This window comes from Streptomyces malaysiensis subsp. malaysiensis, assembly GCF_040653035.1.
GTDB lineage: Bacteria > Actinomycetota > Actinomycetes > Streptomycetales > Streptomycetaceae > Streptomyces > Streptomyces malaysiensis.
Window position 1 is genome coordinate 59,189 of record NZ_JBEZNG010000025.1, and the last position, 19,465, is coordinate 78,653.

Consider the following 19,465-nt stretch of genomic DNA (forward strand, 5'->3'; position numbering starts at 1 on the left):
GATGGCCGAGACGCTTGGGCAGTTGCTGCCGGTGTACGTCCTCGCCGACGAATCGGGCTCCATGTCGAGCTACGTCGGCGACCTCAATGAAGGAATGAAGTCGTTGCACGTCGCGCTCCTGGGGGAGCCGATGGCCGCCGCCAAGGTGCGTTTCTCCGTGTTGGGCTTCTCCAACAGCGTCGTGGAACACCTGGTGCTGGCCGATCTGAGGAGCGAGAACGAACTGCCACAGCTGTCGGCCGGCGGCGGCACGAACTACGACGCGGCGTTCGCCGCGCTGCTGGAGCGCATCCCGCAGGACGTACAGACGCTCAAGTCCCAGGGGTACAAGGTGCTGCGCCCCGCGGTGTTCTTCCTCAGCGACGGCCAGCCGACCTGCGGCGAGGAGTGGCGCCAGACGCACAGCCGGCTGACCGACCGCAAGGTGACCGGCGCGGCGCCCAACGTCATCGCCTTCGGGATTGGCGGGGCGCGGGCCGAGACGATCCTGGCCGTGGCGACCGAGCAGAAGTTCGCGTTCATATCGATCCCCGGTGCCCAGCTCGGCGACGCGATCGCCAAGTTCTTCACCGCGCTCACCAAGAGCGTGGTCGAGTCGGCCAACGCCCTGGCCGCCGGCCGGCAGGCCGAGCTGGCGGTGGAGAAGCCGGAGGGCTTCCGCCTCGCGATCGACGAGGTCTGATGGTGGACAAGTGGTTGCCCTTCCAGTGGAACAAGAGACGGGAAGACGAGCAGCGGGACACGCCCGAGTCGCCGGACGCCGGCACGGCCGGGGCCGCCGACCAGCGGCTCCCCGACCCGCGCCAGGCCGAGGCCAGGCACACCTCCGCGCCGCGTGAGGGTGGTACGGCACCGCCCCCCGGGCACGTCTCCGAGTACGTGGTGCCCGAGTACCGGGTCGAGCCTTACGTTGTACGTGAATACAACGGGCCGGTCTTGGAGCCCCCGCCTTCCCCCGACCCCGGACAGCGATCGGCTCCGCCCCGGCGGCAGGGCGGCGACCAGGTCCACGGCATGGAACTGCAGGGTGCGCAGGATCCGCGCGTCGCTCCGCCGCAGCACGGCTCGACACCGCGGCACGCGGCACCGGGGAGGCCCGAGCCCGGGGCCGACCGGTCCGCACCGGACTCCCGGCGCGGCACGAACCGGTACCGGCGGGTCGTGCTGGGGAAGCCCGCTGCCCACGTGGAGCCCAAGCCGCCGCCCGGCGATCCCTATCGGCCGGACACCCTCTTCGACGGGTGGTCGACCCCAGAGCTGACCGTGCGGCTGGCCTCCGTACGAGGGGACCAGCACCGTTTCGACGGGCGGCCGCGGCAGGACGACGTGGTCGTCGCCTGGCACGAACCGTCGGCCACGGTCGTCTTCGCCGTGGCCGACGGTGTCTCGGCAGCCGCGCAGTCGCACGTGGGCGCCGCGCTGGTCTGCCGCACGGCGGTCAACGACTTGCTGGTGCAGCTGGGTGAGGACAGGCCGGGCCCCGACTGGACCCGGGTGCTGCAGGCGGCCCGGTATCAGCTGCTCATGCGGGTGGCCCGCGGCCGGGAACCGGACGAGGGCGACCTGGCGGAGGCGAACCGCACCCTGGCGACGACCTTGGTGGCGGGCACGGTCGCACCGGTCGAGGGCGGCGGGATGCACGTCACGCTGGCGCGCGCCGGGGACTCCTCGGCGTGGTGCCTGCACCAGGGACGGTTCAACCCGCTGCTGAGAGACAAGAACAGCGGCCCCGGCGAGATCACCAGCAACGCGGTGGTCGCGCTGCCGCGCCTGTCGACCCGTTCCCGCCCGCTGTCGTACACCCTGCCCGCCGACGGCGTCCTGCTGGTCGGCACCGACGGTTTCGGTGATCCGCTCGGCGACGGCTCCGGCATGGTGGGCGAGCTGTTCGCGGAGCTGGCGGTGCGCCCGCCCGAGCCGCGGGTTCTCGCCCATCTGCTGGACTTCTCCCGGGAGACCTTCGACGACGACCGCACGCTGCTCGCCGTCTGGCCCCGGCACCGGCTCTCCGGCGGGGCACCGTGACCGGGTCCGGGGCGGCGCGGATCGCCCGTTCGGATCTGGTGCTGGGCACGGCGTTGGGGGGCGGTGGGCAGGGCAAGGTCTGGGCGGTCGAGAAGCGGCTGGTCAACAGGAAATGGCCGGTGGCGTACAAGGAGTACAAGCCGGACTCCCAGGGGCAGTTGCGGATCGACGCGCTGGAGCGGATGGTCGCCTTCCTGCCCGAGCAGCCGCTCGCGGTCGGGCAGTGGCTGGCCGAGCACGCCGCCTGGCCCGCGGCGCTGGTGACCGAGGGGTCGCAGGTCCGCGGCTTTCTGATGCGGCAGATCCCGGACGAGTTCTTCATCACCTTGCCATCGGGCGACAGGAAGGCGGCGGGTTTCGAGTTCCTGCTCAACTCGCTATCCTACGTGAACATGATGGTGGGGAACGTGACGCCTCGCCAGGTCTTCGGTCTGTTGCTCTCCTTCGCCGACACCCTGGAACGGCTGCACGGCCTCGGTGTGGTGGCCGGCGACCTCTCCCCGAAGAACCTGCTGTTCTCGCTGTCCGGGCCGCGGCCCAGCTGCTTCCTCATCGACTGCGACGCCATGGGACTGGGCGGCGACTGGGTGCTCAAGCCCGTGCAGACGCCCGGCTGGCAGCTGCCCGACGGCGAGGCGCCGGAGACACCGGAAGGTGACCGTTACAAGTTCGCGCTGCTCGCGGTGCGGCTCTTCCTGCACGAGCAGCACGGCAAGGACGCCGCCGCGCTGCGGCGGATGGACGGTGCCGTGGCCGACCTGGCCGAGCATGGCCTGAGCCGGACGCCCACCGACCGGCCCGCCCTCAGTGACTGGCTCGACCCCCTGCGGCGCGCCTTCGACAGCGCCCCCGAGACCTGGCCGACCGCCGGGCAGGCCGGGCCGCAGACGGCGGGCGCGCCGACGGCCGGTCCGGGCCTGTTCGGTACGGCCACCGGCAGCACGCGTCCCGGGGGTTCGCGTCCCGCCGGCCCGCGAGGGACCACGGTTGGCGGCCAGGTTCCCCCGCAGACCTCCGGCCCGTTCCCCTCCGGCCCCTTCAGCCCTCCCCGCAACACACCCCAGCGCGCGCCCTCGTCGGGACGGGCGGGTGCCGTCGCGTTCTGGATCATGCTGGCGATCATCGCGCTGATCCTCTGGCAGATCGCGACGCACAGTGGCTCCGGGAGCAGCGGTGGCAGCAGCGACAGCACGGGCCAGCCCGGGATCGGGTCCACGGACACGCGCGCGGAGCAGGCGAAGGCGCTGCACACGCTCTTGGCGCAGAACGCCGACCGGCGCCGCGGGGTCTCCGACGCCGTGCAGTCGATGATGAACTGCAGCGACCTCCAGGAGAACCGGCAGGTCTTCGAGAACACGGCCGACGCACGGGCCGGCCTCGTCGAGAAACTGGACGCGCTTACCCTCGACCAGCTGGCCGACGACCTGGCGCAGGGCCTGCACAAGGCCTGGCAGAGCTCGGAGGAGGCCGACCGGGCCTACGTACGGGTGGTCGACGACGTGTCGGGCGACTGCTCGACCTCCGCCGTGACCGGATCGAGCGCCTGGCAGGACGCGGTTTCGGCGAGCGCCGACGCCACGGCGGCGAAGAAGGACTTTGTCGCCGTATGGAATCCCGCCGCGCGGGAGTTCGGGCTGGAGACGTTCGCCTGGTCCGATCTGTGAACCACTGCCCGGCCCCACTCACGAGCCCCCCGAACCGGTCCGCGGATCCCGGCCGGCCCTTTCACCCACGCACCCTGGGCCGGACCGTACCGGCCGCCTGCATCGGGGCGGTCGGGGCGGTGCCGTCCGCGGGCCGCGGTGCCGCGAACTCCGGTCGGTCGCGCCACCTGTTGCCCCGGGCCTGCGCCGTCACCTCCCGGCCGGCCCGCCCTCTCGCACCCGCTTCAACGCATCCGCGTTGTGGACGGTCACATGAGTGCGTCCGGTCGCCACCCACCCCTCGGCCCGCCATTGCTCCAGGACCCGGCTGACGGTTCTGCGGGAACCGAGTACCAGGCCGGCGAAATCGTCCTGGGACAGTGGCAGATCGATGTCCACGACCCCGTCGGAGTTGCGCCGACCGTGGCTGGCAGCGAGGTCGAGCAGCAGGCCGGCCAGGCGAGCGGCGAGCGGATCGGCACCGGCCGAGGTGCGCTGCCGGTCGGCGTCCCGCAGACGCGCGGAGAGCACCTGGCGGACGGCGCCGGTGATGACGGGATGGTCGTGAGCCGCCGCCCGGAACGCCTCGGCGGGTATCACCAGGGCCTGGACCGGTATGAGGGCGGTGAGCGTCGCCGATCTGGGCCCGCCGTCCAGCGCGGCCTGTTCGCCGAGCAGGTCGCCTGGGCCGCGCAGGGCCAGTACCGCCTGGTAGCCGGCGGCGGCAACCGTGGTCACCTTGACACAGCCGTGGCCTAGGACGAGGAGATGGTCGCCGAACTCGTCCTGCCGTAGCAGGTGTTCTCGGGGGGTGAACTCGGTCACCTTGCCTGACTCGCGCAGTGTCTGCCGGGCCGTGGCGTCCACCAGGTTCCAGAACGGAGTCCGGCTGGGCCCGTGTCCGAGCGGGCCGTCCTCTCGGAAATCCGCGGTCATCCCAACCTCTCCCACTTCACCCCGCCGTCAACCGGTGAGGCCCGCGACCGCTATCAGTGCGCAGCCGCCCACCGCGGTGAGCAGTGACTGCCGTACGAGCCCCTGTTTGATCCACACGATGCGGCTCAGGTCGACCAGCTGGCGGGTCAGCGCGGGTAGCGAGACGTGTCGGCCCAGGCGGTCGGCGAGCTCGTCCGGGCTCCAGTGCCGTAGGTGGCCGTAGAAGATGAAGTCGTCGACGTGGTCCGAGCGCATGCGGCCCGCACGGTTGTGGCGGGGCAGAACGGCGAGGATCGCAAGCACGGCGGAGAGCGCGAGCAGTGCCATGCCCGTCCACAGGGCCGTCTTCGGCAGGGCGCCCGAGACGCTGCCGAGCCGGTGTCCGGAGCCGGACAGCGCGGCCACGCCCGCGAGTGCCGCGGACTCCATCGCCAGGGCGACGGAGGCCTTGGCGTCCACGGTGCGGGTCCACTCGGCGAGTACGGAGTGCACTTGCCAGGCGGTCTTGGTCGCTTCCTCGCGGGTCACGGACTCACCCTCGGACACGGGGCGCACTTCTCCTCGTGGTTGGCGGACGTGTGCGCCGGGCCGACGCAGGAGAACGTTACCCATCCGTCTACTTCCGACTCCAGTCCAAAGGTGGTGAAAGTTCCGTCTGGACCACGCTGTGGGCCTGCGGGCGTAGGCGGTGAAGGTTCGTGACGTTTGTACTCGTGGTGCTCTTCGCGGCCGAATCCGCTACAGCACCCGCGTATCGGTCGAAGGCGAGCACTGCGTGGGGGGGGAGGAGCCCAGGTTGTTCGGGCTCCTCCCGTGAGGTGACCGGAACGTTGCCTGAGGGACTCTGTTGGTCGATGTGACGGTTCGCCTGAAATGACCTTCGGGTGCGTTGGACGCTGCTCGTTGTCGGGTCTGTTTCGTGGGGCCGAGGGGGAGATCATGTCGATGCGTTCGTTGCCTGCGCCCGCGGTGCCTGAGTCCACGGCCAGGGTTGCCCGTGCCGCGTTCCCGCGCGGGTGTCTGGCCATGCGGATCAGGGACGAGTTCGGGCCGGTATTTGAAAGCGAGCAGTTCGTGGCGGCGTTCGCGCATCGGGGCGGTCCGTCCGTGTCTCCGGGGATGCTGGCGCTGGTCAGCGTGATGCAGTACGCAGAGCGGCTGACCGACCGGCAGGCCGCTGATGCGGTGCGTGGCCGGATCGACTGGAAATACGCCCTCGGCCTCCAACTCGCTGACCTGGCTTCGATTTCTCAGTGCTCAGCGAGTTCCGCGACCGGCTGATCGCCCACGGCCTGGAACAGCAGATCCTGGACGCCATCCTCGCGCAGTGCAACAAACGGGGACTCCTGCGGGCCGGCGGCCGGGCCCGCACCGACTCCACCTACGTCATCGCCTGCATCCGTGACCTGAACCGGCTGGAGTTCGTCACCGAGACCATGCGCTGTGCCCTGGAGGCCCTGGCGGTGGCCGCCCCCGCCTGGCTGGCCGGCACCGACGCGGTCAACGCGGACTGGCTCGCGCGCTACCGGCAGCGCGCCGACTCCTACCGGCTGCCCAAGGGCGAGGCCGAGCGCACCGCGTTCGCAGAGAACGTCGGGGGCGACGGCTACGAACTCCTCGACACTCTCGACGATCCCACGGCCCCCGCCCATCTCGCCGGCCTTGAGGCGGTCGTGCTTCTGCGCACCGTGTGGGCCCAGGAGTACCAGCGTGACGCCCGCGGGGTGCGCTGGCGCGGAAACAAGCAACGCCCGCCGGGAGCGGCACGCATCGTCCCGCCACACGATCCGGAGGCGCGCTGCGGGGTCAAGCGGGGATCCGCCTGGGACGGCTACAAAACGCATCTCACCGAGAGCTGCGACGACGGCCTCCCCCACCTGATCACGCACGTGGTCACCACACCGGCCACGACGGACGACCACCAGCTCACCAATGCCGTCCACCAGGCCTTGACCGAGCGCGGCCTGAAGCCGGCCGAACACTACGTGGACAGCGGCTACACCAGCGCGAAAATCATCCTCCAGGCCCGTGCACAGGGCATCGAGGTCATCGGGCCGGTGAAGCAAGCCGGCGGCCGACCAGCCCTGCACCGCAGCGGCTACGCCGCCACCGACTTCCGCATCGACTGGCAGGCCCGGCAGGCAACCTTGTGCTTGCCGAGAATTCATCCTCCCTGGTCGGAGGCCTGCACCGGACCTCACAGCCGTCGGCCGCGGTCGCTCGAGCCGGCGCTCTCGCGCAGCTGTCGTCAGCGCGCCATGATGATCGATCGTGCTGCTACGACTGGCCTACCTTGGTGTGACGAATGCGTTCGCGGTGCTGCGTCTGCTGTCGATGAGCGACCAGGACAAAGATGCAGAGATTCTCGCCCTGCGCCATCAGATCGCGGTCCTGGAACGCCAACTCGGCAAGAGAAGGGTCCGGTTCAGCTCAAGCGACCGGGCGTTCCTGGCGGCGCTGTTGCACCGGCTGCCGTTACCCACCCTGCGGCGTGTGCGACTGCTCGTGCGTCCTGACACGGTGCTGCGCTGGCATCGCGACCTCGCCAGGCGCCGTCATGCAGCCTTATCACGGCCCAAGCGACCCGGCCGACCTCGTACGGTGCGCTCTATCCGGATTCTGGTGCTGCGTCTGGCGAGGGAGAATCCGCAGTGGGGGTACAGGCGTCTGCACGGTGAGCTGCTCGCGCTGGGTGTGAAGGTGGCCGCATCGACCGTCTGGAAGATCCTGAAGGATGCCGGCCTCGATCCGGCGCCCGACCGGAGCTCCAGCACGCGGGCCGACTTCCTGCGCTCGCAAGCCGACGCCTTCCTGGCCTGCGACTTCTTTGAGACGGTCGCCTTGTCCGGCGCGCGGATGTACATACTCGTGGTGATCGAACACAGTAGTCGCCGCATCCGGATCCTGGGCGCCACCGCACACCCGACCACCTCCTGGGTAACACAAGCGGCGAAGAACCTGGTCATGGACCTCGAAGACGCCGACTGCCGGGCACGATTCATGATCCGAGACAGGGACGGAAGTTCCCCACCCTGTTCGATGGCGTCCTCGCGGACGCGGGGATCACAGTCGTTCTCAGCGGCATCCAGATGCCGAGAATGAACTCGCTCATCGAACGGTGGGTACAGACCTGCAGACGTGAGCTCCTGGACCGGACCTTGATCTGGAACCAGCGCCACCTCCTGCGCGCCCTGCACAAGTACGGGCAGTTCTACAACGCCCACCGACCCCACCAGGGCATCGCCAACGCCCGACCGCTGCACCCACTGCCCACACCGATCAACGATCCGGACAAGTTGAGCCGCCTGGACATACGCCGCCACGACCACCTCGGCGGCATCCTCCACGAATACCAACATGCAGCATGACCTGCACGGATGAAGTATTCAGCAGGGACAACCACCACGTCGCATGTTGGTGACATATTCTCGTTCGCTTGGCACACTTTTTCTTCCGACCAGGCCCCCGCAATCAGTCTCGCTACGGCGCTCCAGAGCCGGGTACGGCGCTCGCGTCCTGGGAGTGCCCTATCTGCCGGCAGATGCCAAGGGGCTTTACCGCCCCTTGGCGCAGGTCGCCCGAGGCGACCAGGGTGCCCGCACACGGCCTGCCTGCGGAAACCACCCAGGAGAGATCACCGACAGCCTCCACTCCCCAGTCGCATGGGGAGCGCGACTCCGTGCTCCCACCTCGAAAGGGGGTCGGGAGCCGACAAGGGTCCTTATGCCTCTCGATGCACAGAGCATCAGAATCGATGGGGTGACCTCGCGGGCCCGCAGCTGACGACGGCACACAGTGGTGCGGTACGGCACCGCACGTCTACCGGATCGGGTGACAGACAAACCGGGCGGCGTTGACACGTCTGCGAGTTGGGAGCACGAGGGCTCCCAGAGGGCTCCCCATTGCTCCCAGCCCGGAAACGGTTAAGGCCGCTCCCGCTACCCGCGGAAACGGCCTCCGACCTGCGAAAACGCTAGTCGGGACGACAGGATTTGAACCTGCGACCCCTTGACCCCCAGCAATGCCGCCGATCACCGCATCGAGGCTGCTCAGAAGCCCTGCAACGCCGATCACTAGCCGTACTGCGCTATTCAGCGCAGTACCAGACTGTTCAACCACACCAGAGTGTGGGTGCGTGTAGCGGCGAAGTCATCTATATCATTGGGGGGCGCAGCGACCAACTGGGAGGATGCCATGAGCACAGCGCATGATCATCCCGTGGGACCTTCTTCCTCCGAGTCAGCCCATCCACTTCGTACCATCCGTGACATCAGAGAGGCTCTCCCCGCCGACCAGGTCGCCCACTTCGACGCCGAACTGGCCGTGACTGATCTTGACGACCTCCCCGCCATGCTCACCCGCTGGGCCACGACCGCACACGACGGCTTCGTAGACTTCCTCCAGCAGGCCCCCTTCGAAGATCTTGAGTTCGGCACTCGATCGTACGACGAGGCTCAGGGACCCGAATGATCTACCTGCTCGACACCAACGTCGTCGCTGAGCTCACCACCCGTCCCAAGCCAGATCCCCACGTCATCGCATGGTTCCACTCCACGCCCAGCCCGAACCTCTACCTCAGCGTGGTCACTGTGGCCGAGATCGAAGCCGGCGTCGCCGCCACCTCCGATCCACTCCGCCAAGCCCGCTACCGCCAAGCCCTGACCACGCTACGGAGCGAGTATCGCCACCGCATCGCCGCAATCGGCGAACCAGAGGCGACCGCCTACCTCACCCTCCACAAGACCCTGAAGACCACCGGCCAACCCATCGACCCACCCGACGCCCTCATCGCCGCCACAGCCCTGGCCAACCGCTGGACCCTCGCAAGCCGCAACACCAAACACCTGACCCGTACCGGCGTCGAACTGGTTAATCCCTGGCACTATCAGGGATAGGCAGAGGTCTATCAGGAATCAGGTCACCGCGAGTACATACATCCGCGTGCCGGACAGGGTCCGCTCGTGCCGGGGGTTGGTGAGCACCTCGCGCGGGTGCCCGGACTCCACGACCAACGCAGCAGCGTCGCTGAGAGCCACAGAATGCAGCGACGCTTTTCTGAACGGCACACCTCGACCCCGCAGGAAGACACGCACACCTCTGTCCGTAAATCCGGGGACGGAGTCGCCCAGGTTTAACCCTGTGGGTGGAAAGTATGTCCACGCTGGTCAGGCGGCATGTCGGTACTCGTGGAGGGTTCCGCGGAGTCGGTCGCGTCAGCGTACGTGCCCGGCACCTAGCGCCCTCCAGGTCCATGACCAGATTGCGCGCCGCCTGGGCAACCCATGCCGCAGTCGGGTGCGCGGTCGCGCCCAGGACCCTAATGCGACGGCTGGCCTGCTCGATCACCGTCAGCACATATAGCCTCGCGCCGGTGAGGGTGACGGTCTCGAAGAAGTCGCACGCCAGCAGGGCATCGTGTGGGGCTCGGTTATTCATCGCTGCTGGTCAAACGCCCCACCCGGCGTGCAGAGAGCTGCGACCATGGTGAGATGATCGTGTCGCTTCTATACCACGTGACTCGACGCCTTCTCGCCGTCCCGACGGTGCTTCTACGGCGGGACACCTCGAATGAGGCCGAACTTCTCGTCCTGCGCCATGAAAACGCCCTGCTACGACGCCAACTACAAGGGCGAGTACGGTACGGACCCGCGGACCGCCTGTGGTTCGCCTCTCTGTCCTCGCTAATCCCCCGCCGCCGCTGGGCAAAGGTCTTCCCCATCACGCCCGGCACGCTATTGGCTTGGCACCGCAAACTCGTTGCCCACCGCTGGGACTACTCGCGACAACGCCGCGGTCCCGGACGGCCGCCCACGCAGGCCGCCGTCAAGGACCTCGTACTGGGCCTTGCCCGCGAGAACAGCCAATGGGGCCACCGCCGGATTCAAGGTGAACTGGCCCGGCTCGGACACCCGATCGCCGCCTCGACCGTCTGGCAGATCCTCCACACCGCAGGAATCGACCCTGCACCACGCCGCACCGGCCCAACCTGGCGCGAGTTCCTCTCAGCGCAGGCCACCAGCTTGATCGCCTGCGACTTCCTCCACATCGACACCATCAGCCTGCAACGCCTGTACGCCCTGATCTTCCTCGAGCACCACACCCGGCGCCTGCACATCGGCGGCGTCACCGCACACCCGACCGCGGCCTGGACCACCCAGCAAGCCCGCAACCTCGCCACCGACCTCGGCATACGCATGGACTCACTGCGCTTCCTCATCCGAGACCGCGACAGCAAGTACACCGACGCCTTCGACGCCGTATTCCAAGCCGAGGACATCGAGATCATCAAGACGCCGGTCCGCGCGCCGAAAGCCAACGCCCACTGCGAACGAGTGATCGGCACCCTCCGCCGAGAAGCCCTCGACCACATACTCATCCTCGACGAAGCTCACGCCCGCCATGTCCTGGCCGAATACCAGAGGCACTACAACACACACCGCCCCCACCGAGCCCGACACCAACTACCTCCCCAGACCCACCAACAACCACCTCCGGTCCTGAAACCAGCCAGCCGACGAGTCCTGCATACCCGCATCCTCGGCGGCGTGATCAACGAGTACAGCTATGCCGCTTGACCAGGAGCGACGATTATTCGAGCCCCACAGGGGTAATGGTCCACCTGTCGTTCGTGGCAGCCACTGCCTGACCAGTCGGCGGCCGACTCCCGGTATCGCCTTGTTCATACTGGGGCTGCGCTTGCCGAGAATGTCACCCGCCCTGGTCGGAGGGCTGCACCTGGACTGGCGGTCGTCGGCCTCGTCGCTCAAGTAGGCGCTCTCGCGTAGTCGGCGGTCCACGCGTCATGATGATCGACCGTGCTGCTACGACTGGCCTACCTGGCCGTGACCAACGCGTTCGCGCTGCTGCGTCTCCTGCCGATGAGCGACCTGGACAAAGACGCGGAGATCCTGGCCCTGCGCCGTCAGATCACGGTCCTGAAACGCCAACTCGGCAGCAGAAAAGCCCGGTTCAGCCCGAGCGATCGGGCGTTCATGGCGGCGCTGCTGCACCGGCTGCCGTTCTCGGTTCTGCGGCGTGTGCGGCTGCTCGTGCGTCCTGACACGGTCCTGCGCTGGCATCGCGACCTCGCAAGACGCCGGCATGCCGCCGCATCACAGCAGAAGCGACCCGGTCGGCCTCGTACCGTGCACTCCATCCGGACTCTGGTATTGCGCCTGGCGAGGGAGAATCCAAACTGGGACTACCGGCGTCTTCACGGCTGCTCGTGCTGGGAGTAAAGGTGGCCGCCTCGACCGTCTGGAAGATCCTCAAGGACGCCAGCGTCGATCCAGCGCCCGACCGGAGCTCCAGCACCTGGGGCCGACTTCCTGCGCTCCCAAGCCGACGCCCTCCTGCCCTGCGACTTCTTTGAGACGGTCACCCTGTCCGGCGCGCGGATGTACGTACTCGCGGTGATCGAGCACAGCACCCGCCGCATCCGTGTCCTGGGCGCCACCGCACACCCGACCACCTCCTGGGTGACGCAAGCGGCCAAGAACCTGGTCATGGACCTCGAGGACGTAAGCTCCCGGGCACGGTTCATGTGATCAGGGACAGGGACGGAAAGTTCCCCGGAATGTTCGATGGCGTCCTCAAAGACGCGGGGATCGAGGTCATCCAGATGCCACGAATGAACTCGATCACGGAACGGTGGGTACAAACCTGCAGACACGAACTCCTGGACCGGACCTTGATCTGGAACCAGCGCCACCTCCTCCATGCACTCCGGCATTTCGAGCAGTTCTACAACACTCATCGGCCCCACCAGGGCATCGCGAACGCTCGGCCAATGCACCCGCTGCCCTCACCGATCACCGATCCGGACAAGTTAACCCACCTCGACATACGACGACGCGGCCACCTCGGCAGCCTCCTCCACGAATATCACCATGCTGCCTGACCTGTATGGATAAAGTTCTCGGCAAGGACACGAAAGGCGACTGCTCGAGCCACTTGATGGAGCTAACGAAGAACGGCTCCTTGGCAGTCGTGGCCCGGTCCGCACCAACGATGTCGATGTGGACGCCTCGCACGTGAGTTCCACGCCGGCCCGCAAGTGAGCTTCACGCCGGAGCATCGGAGCGCCTCGGGCTGAGCAGCGCACGTGGTCAGGGCACGAAGGCAGTATTCGGTCGGTCGCTCAAGACAGTGGCCAAGGAGCCTTGTACAGCTGGTTCCGTGCAGGGTGAGGCCCGCAACGGACCTACTCCCCAAGCCCGAACTGGGCCTTCAGCCACGTCGGGTTGAGCTTCAGCGTCTTGTTGTCAGGGAGGAGTTCGAGGACCTGGATTCCGTCCATGTTCAGGAGCTGGGTGAGGACGGCGGCGTAGCCGCGAGCCCGGGTCGGTGGCATGCCGGCGGCGGCGGCCACAGCTGTCAGAGGGAGGGTGTTGTTCTCACAGAGCGCTGCGAGGGCCTGGCGCAGTCTCTCCAGATCCTGTTTGCGTGGGAGGAGAGCGAGCTGGTCACTGAAGGCTTGGGAGGCGAAGAGTCCGTCCAGGAGCTGCTCCACCGGCGACTGAGCTTCCACGTCGAGCAGCGTTCCCTCGGTCTCGGCGGGTTTGGGGGACACCGCGATCTCGAACAGACCCGTGTCTTGTGGAGCGGACTTCTTCGGGGTACGCCTGGACTTCGTCGCCTGTGTCGTCCGGGTCTCCGCGGAGGGAGGTGCCGAGGTCGTGCGCAGGCGCGTCGTGTCCAGTTTCCACCAGAGCGGCTCGTACGTGTCCGTGAGTTGCCGCCACCCTGGCGGGAGGTGCTCGGTCGCACCGTCCGGCAGGTACGCGAGCACAGGGATCGTGAACTCGGCCGGGTGCACTCCCCCGTGGTATCCGGCGGCACGGATCGTGTAGCGGGTGTCGGCCGGCCACAGGGCGACGATGGGGCCTCCGACCACTCGTGGGCCGGCGAGCACCGTCTCCGCCTCGCTGACCAGTGGTTCGGCACCATCGTCCGGGACGACGCGGTAGCGGGCGTTGGCGGCCTCGGGGGTGGGGACCTTCACACCCCGGTGCTCCAGTACGTGCCCGTGGTCGCTGGTGATCAGTACGGCCATGCCCCGCCGGCGGGCCTCGTCCAGGAGTGGGGTCATGGCCTCTATGTCGCCGATCGTCCAGTCCCACTCGTCGAGGCGTTCGTCGTTCTTCAGAGCGTCGTCGACGGTGTTGAGAACGACCGCGAGGTGTGACGCGTCGTCGGCCAGCGCCGCCTCCAGGTCGGGCCCGAAGCGTCCACCGGTGCTGGCGGGACGGAGGTCGTCCTTGTGGAAGACAGCCGCCTTGTGCCCCGACCACAGCCGCAGGGACGGGAATTCACGCTTCTCGGTTTTCTGGTCGCCGCGTTGCAGCTTGCCGGTGAGGAGTGTGGTGCGGCTGACGGCGGTGACGGTGGGCAGGGCAGCAGCCATCGCTTGGCGGGTGGGCGACATCCCCTTCTCGCCGGTGGGGTCGTACTCGGTCCAGTTCGCCGCGAGTTCCTCGCCGAGTTGTCCCGCGAGCGCGGCGCTCATACCGTCCACGACGAGCAGCATCAGCCGTCGTTGGGACTTCACCACAGGTTTCGCGACCCGCTCGAGGAAGGTCTCGACCGTCAGCATCGAGCCGGGAGCGGTACCCGCCGCAGTCCACTCGGCAACCTGCTCGGCGAAGGCCCGGTCCATGCGGCGCCGCACCTTACGTACGTCAGCCGCGAGCGCATCGTAGGCACAGGACAGCGCGGGCTCGGTATCGCCGCCCGCCTCCAGGTGCTCCAACGCACGGTCGGCCCAGGAGAGTTCTGCGTTGTAGTGGGCCAGGGCGTCCGCGACGGTGTCTGGTGTCCATACGGGTTCGGTGGCCAGCCACTGCACCAGGCGCACGGCCATCCGGGCGCGGCCGATCCGGGTGCGGGCCGTCTCGGCAAGGTGGTGTGCCTGCACCGCGCGCAGCGCCGTACGGCAGGCGTCGAGATCGCGACCGGCGATCGCCGAACCCACGGCGGCCAGGCGCGCTTCGAGTCCGGCGGGCAGGTAGGGGCTGTGTCGTACGGCCCCGGTCGCACCCAGATGGCCGGCGAGCCGTTCGGCGTCCGGGGTGACCTCGGCGAGGAGCTGTGCGTTGCGTGCGACGAGGTTCTCGGCAGATTCCCCGTAGCGCCGCATGGCCTCGTCGGTGAACTCGCGGCCGAGGATGTTCTCCGCTCGGCCGCGCGCCCGGAAGACCTCGGGGCTGGCCGGGGCGTGCTGCCACAGCGCGGCGGCGACGAGCCCGAACGGCAGAGCGACGGATGGCTCGTCGTGCTCGGTAATCGACAGAAGGGCGTCGGCGGTCGGACCGGCCTGGTCCACCTCAGCGAGGAAGCGCCGCAGCCCGGCCCGCTCCCCGTCGCGCAGCGCGCGGTAGGCACGCGATCCTTCGGAGGAGGTGCGGCTCCACAGCAGCAGAGTGTCGATGTCGAGCTGGGCCTCCGCGTCGAGCAGCAGCCGCCGCCGTGCGAGGGCGGCGAGGGCGTGTGTACGGGACAGGACCTGCCGGTTGAGGCCGGGCCAGCCGCCCGCGGGGGCGGCTTCGAGGAGGGCCTCGGCCACCCCCCAGGTCTCGTCGCTGAGCCGTGGATCGATACCGGAGGCGGTGAAGGTCTCGCGGATGAGGTCCCAGTTGTCGACGTGCTGGATGGCGTATCGGTACGCGCGGACCAGGATGCCGGGGTCGAGTTCGGCGTCCTCCCGGTCGGTGAGCAGGACGAGCAGGGACGGGTCTTCCACCGAACCAGGACCGGGGGCGTTGAGGTGGCTGAGCGCCTCCTGGTAGACGGCGAGCACGGACGGCGCGGTGGCCACCCGTGCGCGCCGGCCGCCGTTCCAGGACAGAATCGGCTGCTCCTCCCACATGGGTGCCGAACGCAGGAGCACGACCTGGCGAGTGTCGCCGTCCGGCTGCTGGGTGCCCTTGAGCAGCGCGCGCTGACCCGCAAGGTATTTCGCGACGGCGGTGGGCGTGAGGCGGGCGAGGCCCCGGCCGGCCTGAGGCATCAGTCGACCACCTTCCACGTGATCTCGATGGCCTTGCCGGGATGCGCGGCCGCCACCTGGTGGAGGGCCTGCTCGACCTCGGCAGCGCTGCCCTGCACGGAGCCCGTACGGGCAGTGGTCTCGACCTTCGGGTGCGAGGTGTCGGTGGTCAGCGGCACCTGGTCGGGGGTGGGCGAGGCCGGGGTGGCAGCCGGTGGTTCGGTCCGCTGCTGCTGTTGCCGCTGGACGGCCAGGGCCTGGGTGATCGCCCGCTGGGCACGGGGCAGGGAGTCCTGCAGCTTCCTGTTGAACTGGTCCTCGCGCGCGTCCTCCTGGAGGGTGGTGAGGGCGTCCATGCCCGTGCCGAGTTCAAGCACGTCCCAGGAGGCGTTCTGCAGGGCGGACGCCACCGCGTCCGCCGTCGTGACGGATGAGCCCAGCCGTTCCGGCGTCAGTTCGCCGAAGCCGAACGCGGCGAGGGCCTCGACGACCCGCTTGGCCCCGCGGCCCTTCTCGGCGAGCAGCTCCTCGAGCAGGGCAAGACCGCGGCGTGCGGTGTGCAGACGCCCTGTGACGGCGGTGTCGTCGAGGCCGAGGAAGTCTGCTCGCCGCTCCAGCTCGGCCACCAGCTCGCGACTGGCCGGCAAGAGCTTGTCGACGTGGGTACGCACCAGATCGGCGAAGGAGTTGACGATCCGCCCGCGCAGCTGCACAGGGGCCTTCTTGCCGAAGATCTTCTCGTAGCGCGCGCGGGCTATCTCCCAGTCCGGCTCGGAGGGCAGGGGCTGGCGGCGCAACGCCCAGCTGTCCTTGATCTCGCCCAGCTTGAGGTCGGCGACGGGAGCCCCGCCGATGACCCACACCCGGTCCTCCATCTCGCCGTACGCGGCCGCGACGAGCTGCTGGATGTGAGTCGCGAGCCCCATCCGCTGCGGTTCGTCCATCCATGCGGTCAGCGAGCCGTAGCCGATGTCCGCGTCCGGGTCGCTCTTCGCGAGCCGGTTGAAGTGCTCGCGCCAGTACCCGCCGAGGGTGAAGTAGCTCTCCCCCATCGTGCCGAGCTTGAGCGGCTGTGCGACCGTCTCCATCAGCCCCTGGTCTCCGCGCGCGATCTCCGCCTTGCCCTCGCGGGCCCCGGCGGCCTCGCTGATGTATCCGAGGACGGTACGCGCCTGGGCGGGCGTGACGGCCTGTGCGCCGAGGTCGGGGTGGGCCGGGTACTGCCAGGCCAACATCTTGCCCGCGATGTCGCGGATCGCATCGCGCGGGGCGGCGCTCAGTCCGAGCGCGGGCGTGGTCGCGCCCGGCTTGGTGGCGATGTGGTCCGAGAAGTCGTCGAGGACGTCCCCCTCCTGCTTCTTCGCCAGGCCGTACGCCTGCTTGAAGGCGGTGAGAACCCGGTCGCGCAGGGTGTCGGCCTGCGTGGTGAGCAGCCCTCGTGCCCGCACCCGGTCGTCGGGGCCGAGGTGGGCGGCGAAACGGCTGTCGAAGTCACTGCCGCTGTTCAGGATCCGCTTGATGATCACGTACCGGTTGAAGTCCGCATACATCGTCGTCGTCATATGCGTGGGCACCCAGGCGAGGGAGTGCTGGACCTCGGGGTGCCGCTCCCAGAAGCTGTTCATCCGGTTCAGGTCCTCGCGCGGCCCGAACTCCCCCTCGTCCCAGGGAAGATCGACGACGAGTCGCCAGGTCTCCGCGTCGGTGGGAGTGAGCGTGGAGTCGGGCGTGTCCTCCCGGTCGGCGATATTGGCAAAGACGACCTCGGTACGGCGCTTGCTGCCCCGCCAGGTGAAGTCGAGGGTGTCGAAGGCGTCGAAGCCGCCCTGCCCCTTGGCCGCGGTCAGCGCGAACTCCGAGCGCAGCAGCTCGACAGCGGCGTCGTGGCGGTAGCGGGGCTTGTCGAAGGCTTCGCGGCCGTTGCGGACGACGGAGTCGATGTCCACACCGGTCAGTTCCAGGCGTACGGTCATCGCCACGCCGTCGCCCGCGAGCTTGATCTCGGGGATCCGGCCCGCCCACTCCTTCAACTTGTTGATCAGGGCGGGGATCTCGCCGCCGGGGAGGAGCGCCTTGATGGTGCCGGCGTTGAGGGCCAGGAGCCGCTTGACCGTCATGTTCTGGAAGGCGGGCGCGGCGGGCGCGAGGGCGGACAGGACAAGGGTCGACATCAGGCGGTCGTCGTCGGTGAACTGCTTGAGCCTGCGGGAGAGGTCACTGTCCTCGATGGCCGCAGGGTCCTGTTGGTACGCCGCGACCTGCTCCTCGGTGACCCGGTACTGGTCGAGGAGGTAGGGGCGCATCCGGTTGCGGTACAGCCGGTCGGCCTCCTCGAACACGGCCCGCAGCTCGTCGGTGAACGGCTTGTCGCCGCCGCCCGAGATCAGCGCCCAGACGTCGCCGAGCGGCACCAGCTCGCCGACGCGCAGCAGATTGCGCCGCGTGGCGAGGAGTTCACCCATCAGTTTGAGGCCGGTGCGCGAGCGCTGAAGGGCCGAGGACAGGTGGACGAGGGTGTCCATGAAGGCCGGCGAGAAGGGGTACGTGAAGCGGAACGCGGTCTCCGTGGCGCCCACGTTGTTCCCGTCGCCGCCCAGGAGTTCGTCCCAGAACTTGGCGTTGGTGGACTTCGCCTTCTTGAAAGCCTCCCCAATCACCGCATTCGCCTCGGTCGACAGCGGCCTGAGGAGGCGCGCGTGGGCGATCTGAGGAAGGTTGCGGTCCTCCAGGCTGATGCGGTCGAACCGGCCCGAGGCGAGCTCCAGGTTGTCGACGATGGCCCGCTGGTAGCGGCCCCCGTCCTCAGCGGATCCGACCAGGTCGCGAAGGTCGCGCTGGCGAGCGATGAACGACACGACGGGGACAGCCCGGCGTTCGTCCCCACCCTCCACCAGATTCGTGATCTTCGCCGTCTCGCGGGATACGAACTCCGAGGAGGAGATACGAGAGGCGAACCACAGGATCAGCTCGTCGAGGAAGAGCACGATCCCGTCGTAGTTCAGACTCTTCGCGTGCTGGGCTATCACCGACAGGCCCCGGTCGAGGCTGATGAAGCCGCCGTCCTGCTCGACGGCGCGCTCCTCGTAGCCCGGCAGCACCTTGACCGTGTCCTGGGCGAGCCGGGCCCGCAGCTCCCCCGGGGTGGACGGGTCAGCGGGGTTGAACTCCTCTCCGACCTCCAGCTCCTCGGCGGCCATGGCCTCATCGAGCAGCTCGGAGGTCCAGCCGAAAGCGGCCCCGAACTCGCCCCACTCGCCCGTGGTTTCGGCAGGCACGGCACCCGCCAGGAACTTGATCACATCCTCATCGCCCAGCCGCTCCCGCATGGACTGCAGGTCGCGGAACATGGCATCGCTGCGGTAGACCCGCGGGGTCGACGCGTCGGGCTCCAGCTCCTTGATCCGCTTGGCGTATCCGCTGAGGATCCGCTGCTCCATCGACTTGGCGTCGAGCATGTGCACCGGCACCATCAGGAACCGCCGGTCGCCGTCCTGCAGCCACCCGTTCTTCGCGAACACCGGGTCGAAATCGGTCTTGTCGCGAGCCGCCGGGGCCTGGTTGAGCAGGGCGTGCAGTACGGCCATGAAGTGCGACTTACCGGCACCGAACGAGGCGTGCAGATACGCGGCCTTCGAGGAGTGGCTGTCCACCGCCGACTTGATGAGGCCGAGGGCCTCGTTGAAGTGCTGCACGAGGTCGTCGGTGACGACGTAATCGGCCAGGGCCTTCTCGGCACCGTCGGGGGTGGTGGCGTCGGCGAGCTGGAGGACGTAGTCGGAGCTGGACACCTCCGGCTTGATGTTGATCAGCTCGCGGAGGAGGGGGGTGCCGAGGTTGCCGTTTGCGGGGTTCGCTGCCATGTCTTAAGTCCCTG

Annotated in this window: 13 protein-coding genes and 3 pseudogenes; 10 read left to right on the plus strand and 6 right to left on the minus strand. The window is 68.4% G+C overall.

Annotated features, from left to right (window positions below; translation table 11 throughout):
- Position 1: 1 nt before the first annotated feature.
- Genes AB0E24_RS36020 through AB0E24_RS36030 form a run of 3 tightly spaced genes read left to right on the plus strand, consistent with a single transcriptional unit; the run spans position 2 to position 3,689 of the window.
- Positions 2-682, plus strand: a complete 681-nt coding sequence (locus AB0E24_RS36020; protein ID WP_069869086.1) for a vWA domain-containing protein — start codon at positions 2-4, stop codon at positions 680-682.
- Positions 682-2,025: a protein phosphatase 2C domain-containing protein gene (locus tag AB0E24_RS36025; RefSeq protein WP_251772828.1), complete on the plus strand. Its 1,344-nt coding sequence runs from the start codon at positions 682-684 to the stop codon at positions 2,023-2,025. The genes AB0E24_RS36020 and AB0E24_RS36025 overlap by 1 nt, the downstream gene beginning before the upstream one ends.
- The gene (locus AB0E24_RS36030) at positions 2,022-3,689 is read left to right on the plus strand and encodes a hypothetical protein (protein ID WP_359383554.1); all 1,668 of its coding nucleotides are present in this window, start codon (positions 2,022-2,024) and stop codon (positions 3,687-3,689) included. Before AB0E24_RS36025 ends, AB0E24_RS36030 begins: the two co-directional genes overlap by 4 nt.
- Positions 3,690-3,878: 189 nt before the next feature.
- Here AB0E24_RS36030 and AB0E24_RS36035 read toward each other — a convergent pair whose 3' ends face one another.
- Positions 3,879-4,604 carry a Crp/Fnr family transcriptional regulator gene (locus AB0E24_RS36035; RefSeq protein WP_347234853.1) on the minus strand — a complete coding sequence of 242 codons (726 nt, stop codon included), beginning with the start codon at positions 4,602-4,604 and terminating at the stop codon, positions 3,879-3,881.
- 27 nt (positions 4,605-4,631) lie between these two features.
- Entirely contained in the window at positions 4,632-5,150 is a 519-nt protein-coding gene (locus AB0E24_RS36040; RefSeq protein WP_359383558.1) for a Pycsar system effector family protein, read from the minus strand.
- A 393-nt stretch (positions 5,151-5,543) separates the two neighbouring features.
- On the opposite strand from AB0E24_RS36040, the gene AB0E24_RS36045 reads away from it, so the two are divergent.
- From AB0E24_RS36045 to AB0E24_RS36065, 5 genes and pseudogenes are all read left to right on the plus strand, one after another.
- Positions 5,544-5,885, plus strand: coding sequence for a transposase (locus tag AB0E24_RS36045; protein ID WP_159452411.1), 342 nt, complete (start codon positions 5,544-5,546; stop codon positions 5,883-5,885).
- Positions 5,858-7,120: a transposase gene (locus AB0E24_RS36050; protein WP_359383562.1), complete on the plus strand. Its 1,263-nt coding sequence runs from the start codon at positions 5,858-5,860 to the stop codon at positions 7,118-7,120. Before AB0E24_RS36045 ends, AB0E24_RS36050 begins: the two co-directional genes overlap by 28 nt.
- Positions 7,098-7,972, plus strand: a pseudogene (locus AB0E24_RS36055) (helix-turn-helix domain-containing protein). Before AB0E24_RS36050 ends, AB0E24_RS36055 begins: the two are co-directional and overlap by 23 nt.
- Positions 7,973-8,798: 826 nt before the next feature.
- Positions 8,799-9,074, plus strand: coding sequence for a hypothetical protein (locus tag AB0E24_RS36060; RefSeq protein WP_359383565.1), 276 nt, complete (start codon positions 8,799-8,801; stop codon positions 9,072-9,074).
- On the plus strand, positions 9,071-9,499 hold the full coding sequence (locus AB0E24_RS36065; protein WP_359383568.1) for a PIN domain-containing protein: 429 nt from the start codon (positions 9,071-9,073) through the stop codon (positions 9,497-9,499). Before AB0E24_RS36060 ends, AB0E24_RS36065 begins: the two co-directional genes overlap by 4 nt.
- A gap of 18 nt (positions 9,500-9,517) precedes the next feature.
- On the opposite strand, the gene AB0E24_RS36070 is transcribed toward AB0E24_RS36065, so the two are convergent.
- Entirely contained in the window at positions 9,518-9,640 is a 123-nt protein-coding gene (locus AB0E24_RS36070) for a hypothetical protein (protein WP_359383662.1), read from the minus strand.
- A gap of 172 nt (positions 9,641-9,812) precedes the next feature.
- Positions 9,813-10,031 (minus strand): annotated as a pseudogene (locus AB0E24_RS36075) (integrase); the annotation flags it as partial.
- A gap of 62 nt (positions 10,032-10,093) precedes the next feature.
- Here AB0E24_RS36075 and AB0E24_RS36080 point away from each other — a divergent pair.
- On the plus strand, positions 10,094-11,179 hold the full coding sequence (locus AB0E24_RS36080) for an integrase core domain-containing protein (protein ID WP_359383572.1): 1,086 nt from the start codon (positions 10,094-10,096) through the stop codon (positions 11,177-11,179).
- 240 nt (positions 11,180-11,419) lie between these two features.
- Positions 11,420-12,504: pseudogene (locus AB0E24_RS36085) on the plus strand (integrase core domain-containing protein).
- A 303-nt stretch (positions 12,505-12,807) separates the two neighbouring features.
- Here the strand turns inward: AB0E24_RS36085 and pglZ are convergent.
- Both pglZ and pglY read right to left on the minus strand, forming a co-directional pair.
- Entirely contained in the window at positions 12,808-15,612 is a 2,805-nt protein-coding gene (gene pglZ / locus AB0E24_RS36090) for a BREX-2 system phosphatase PglZ (protein WP_359383575.1), read from the minus strand.
- Complete coding sequence (gene pglY, locus AB0E24_RS36095; protein WP_359383579.1) at positions 15,612-19,451, minus strand: BREX-2 system ATPase PglY; 3,840 nt, start codon at positions 19,449-19,451, stop codon at positions 15,612-15,614. Before pglY ends, pglZ begins: the two co-directional genes overlap by 1 nt.
- Positions 19,452-19,465: the final 14 nt, after the last annotated feature.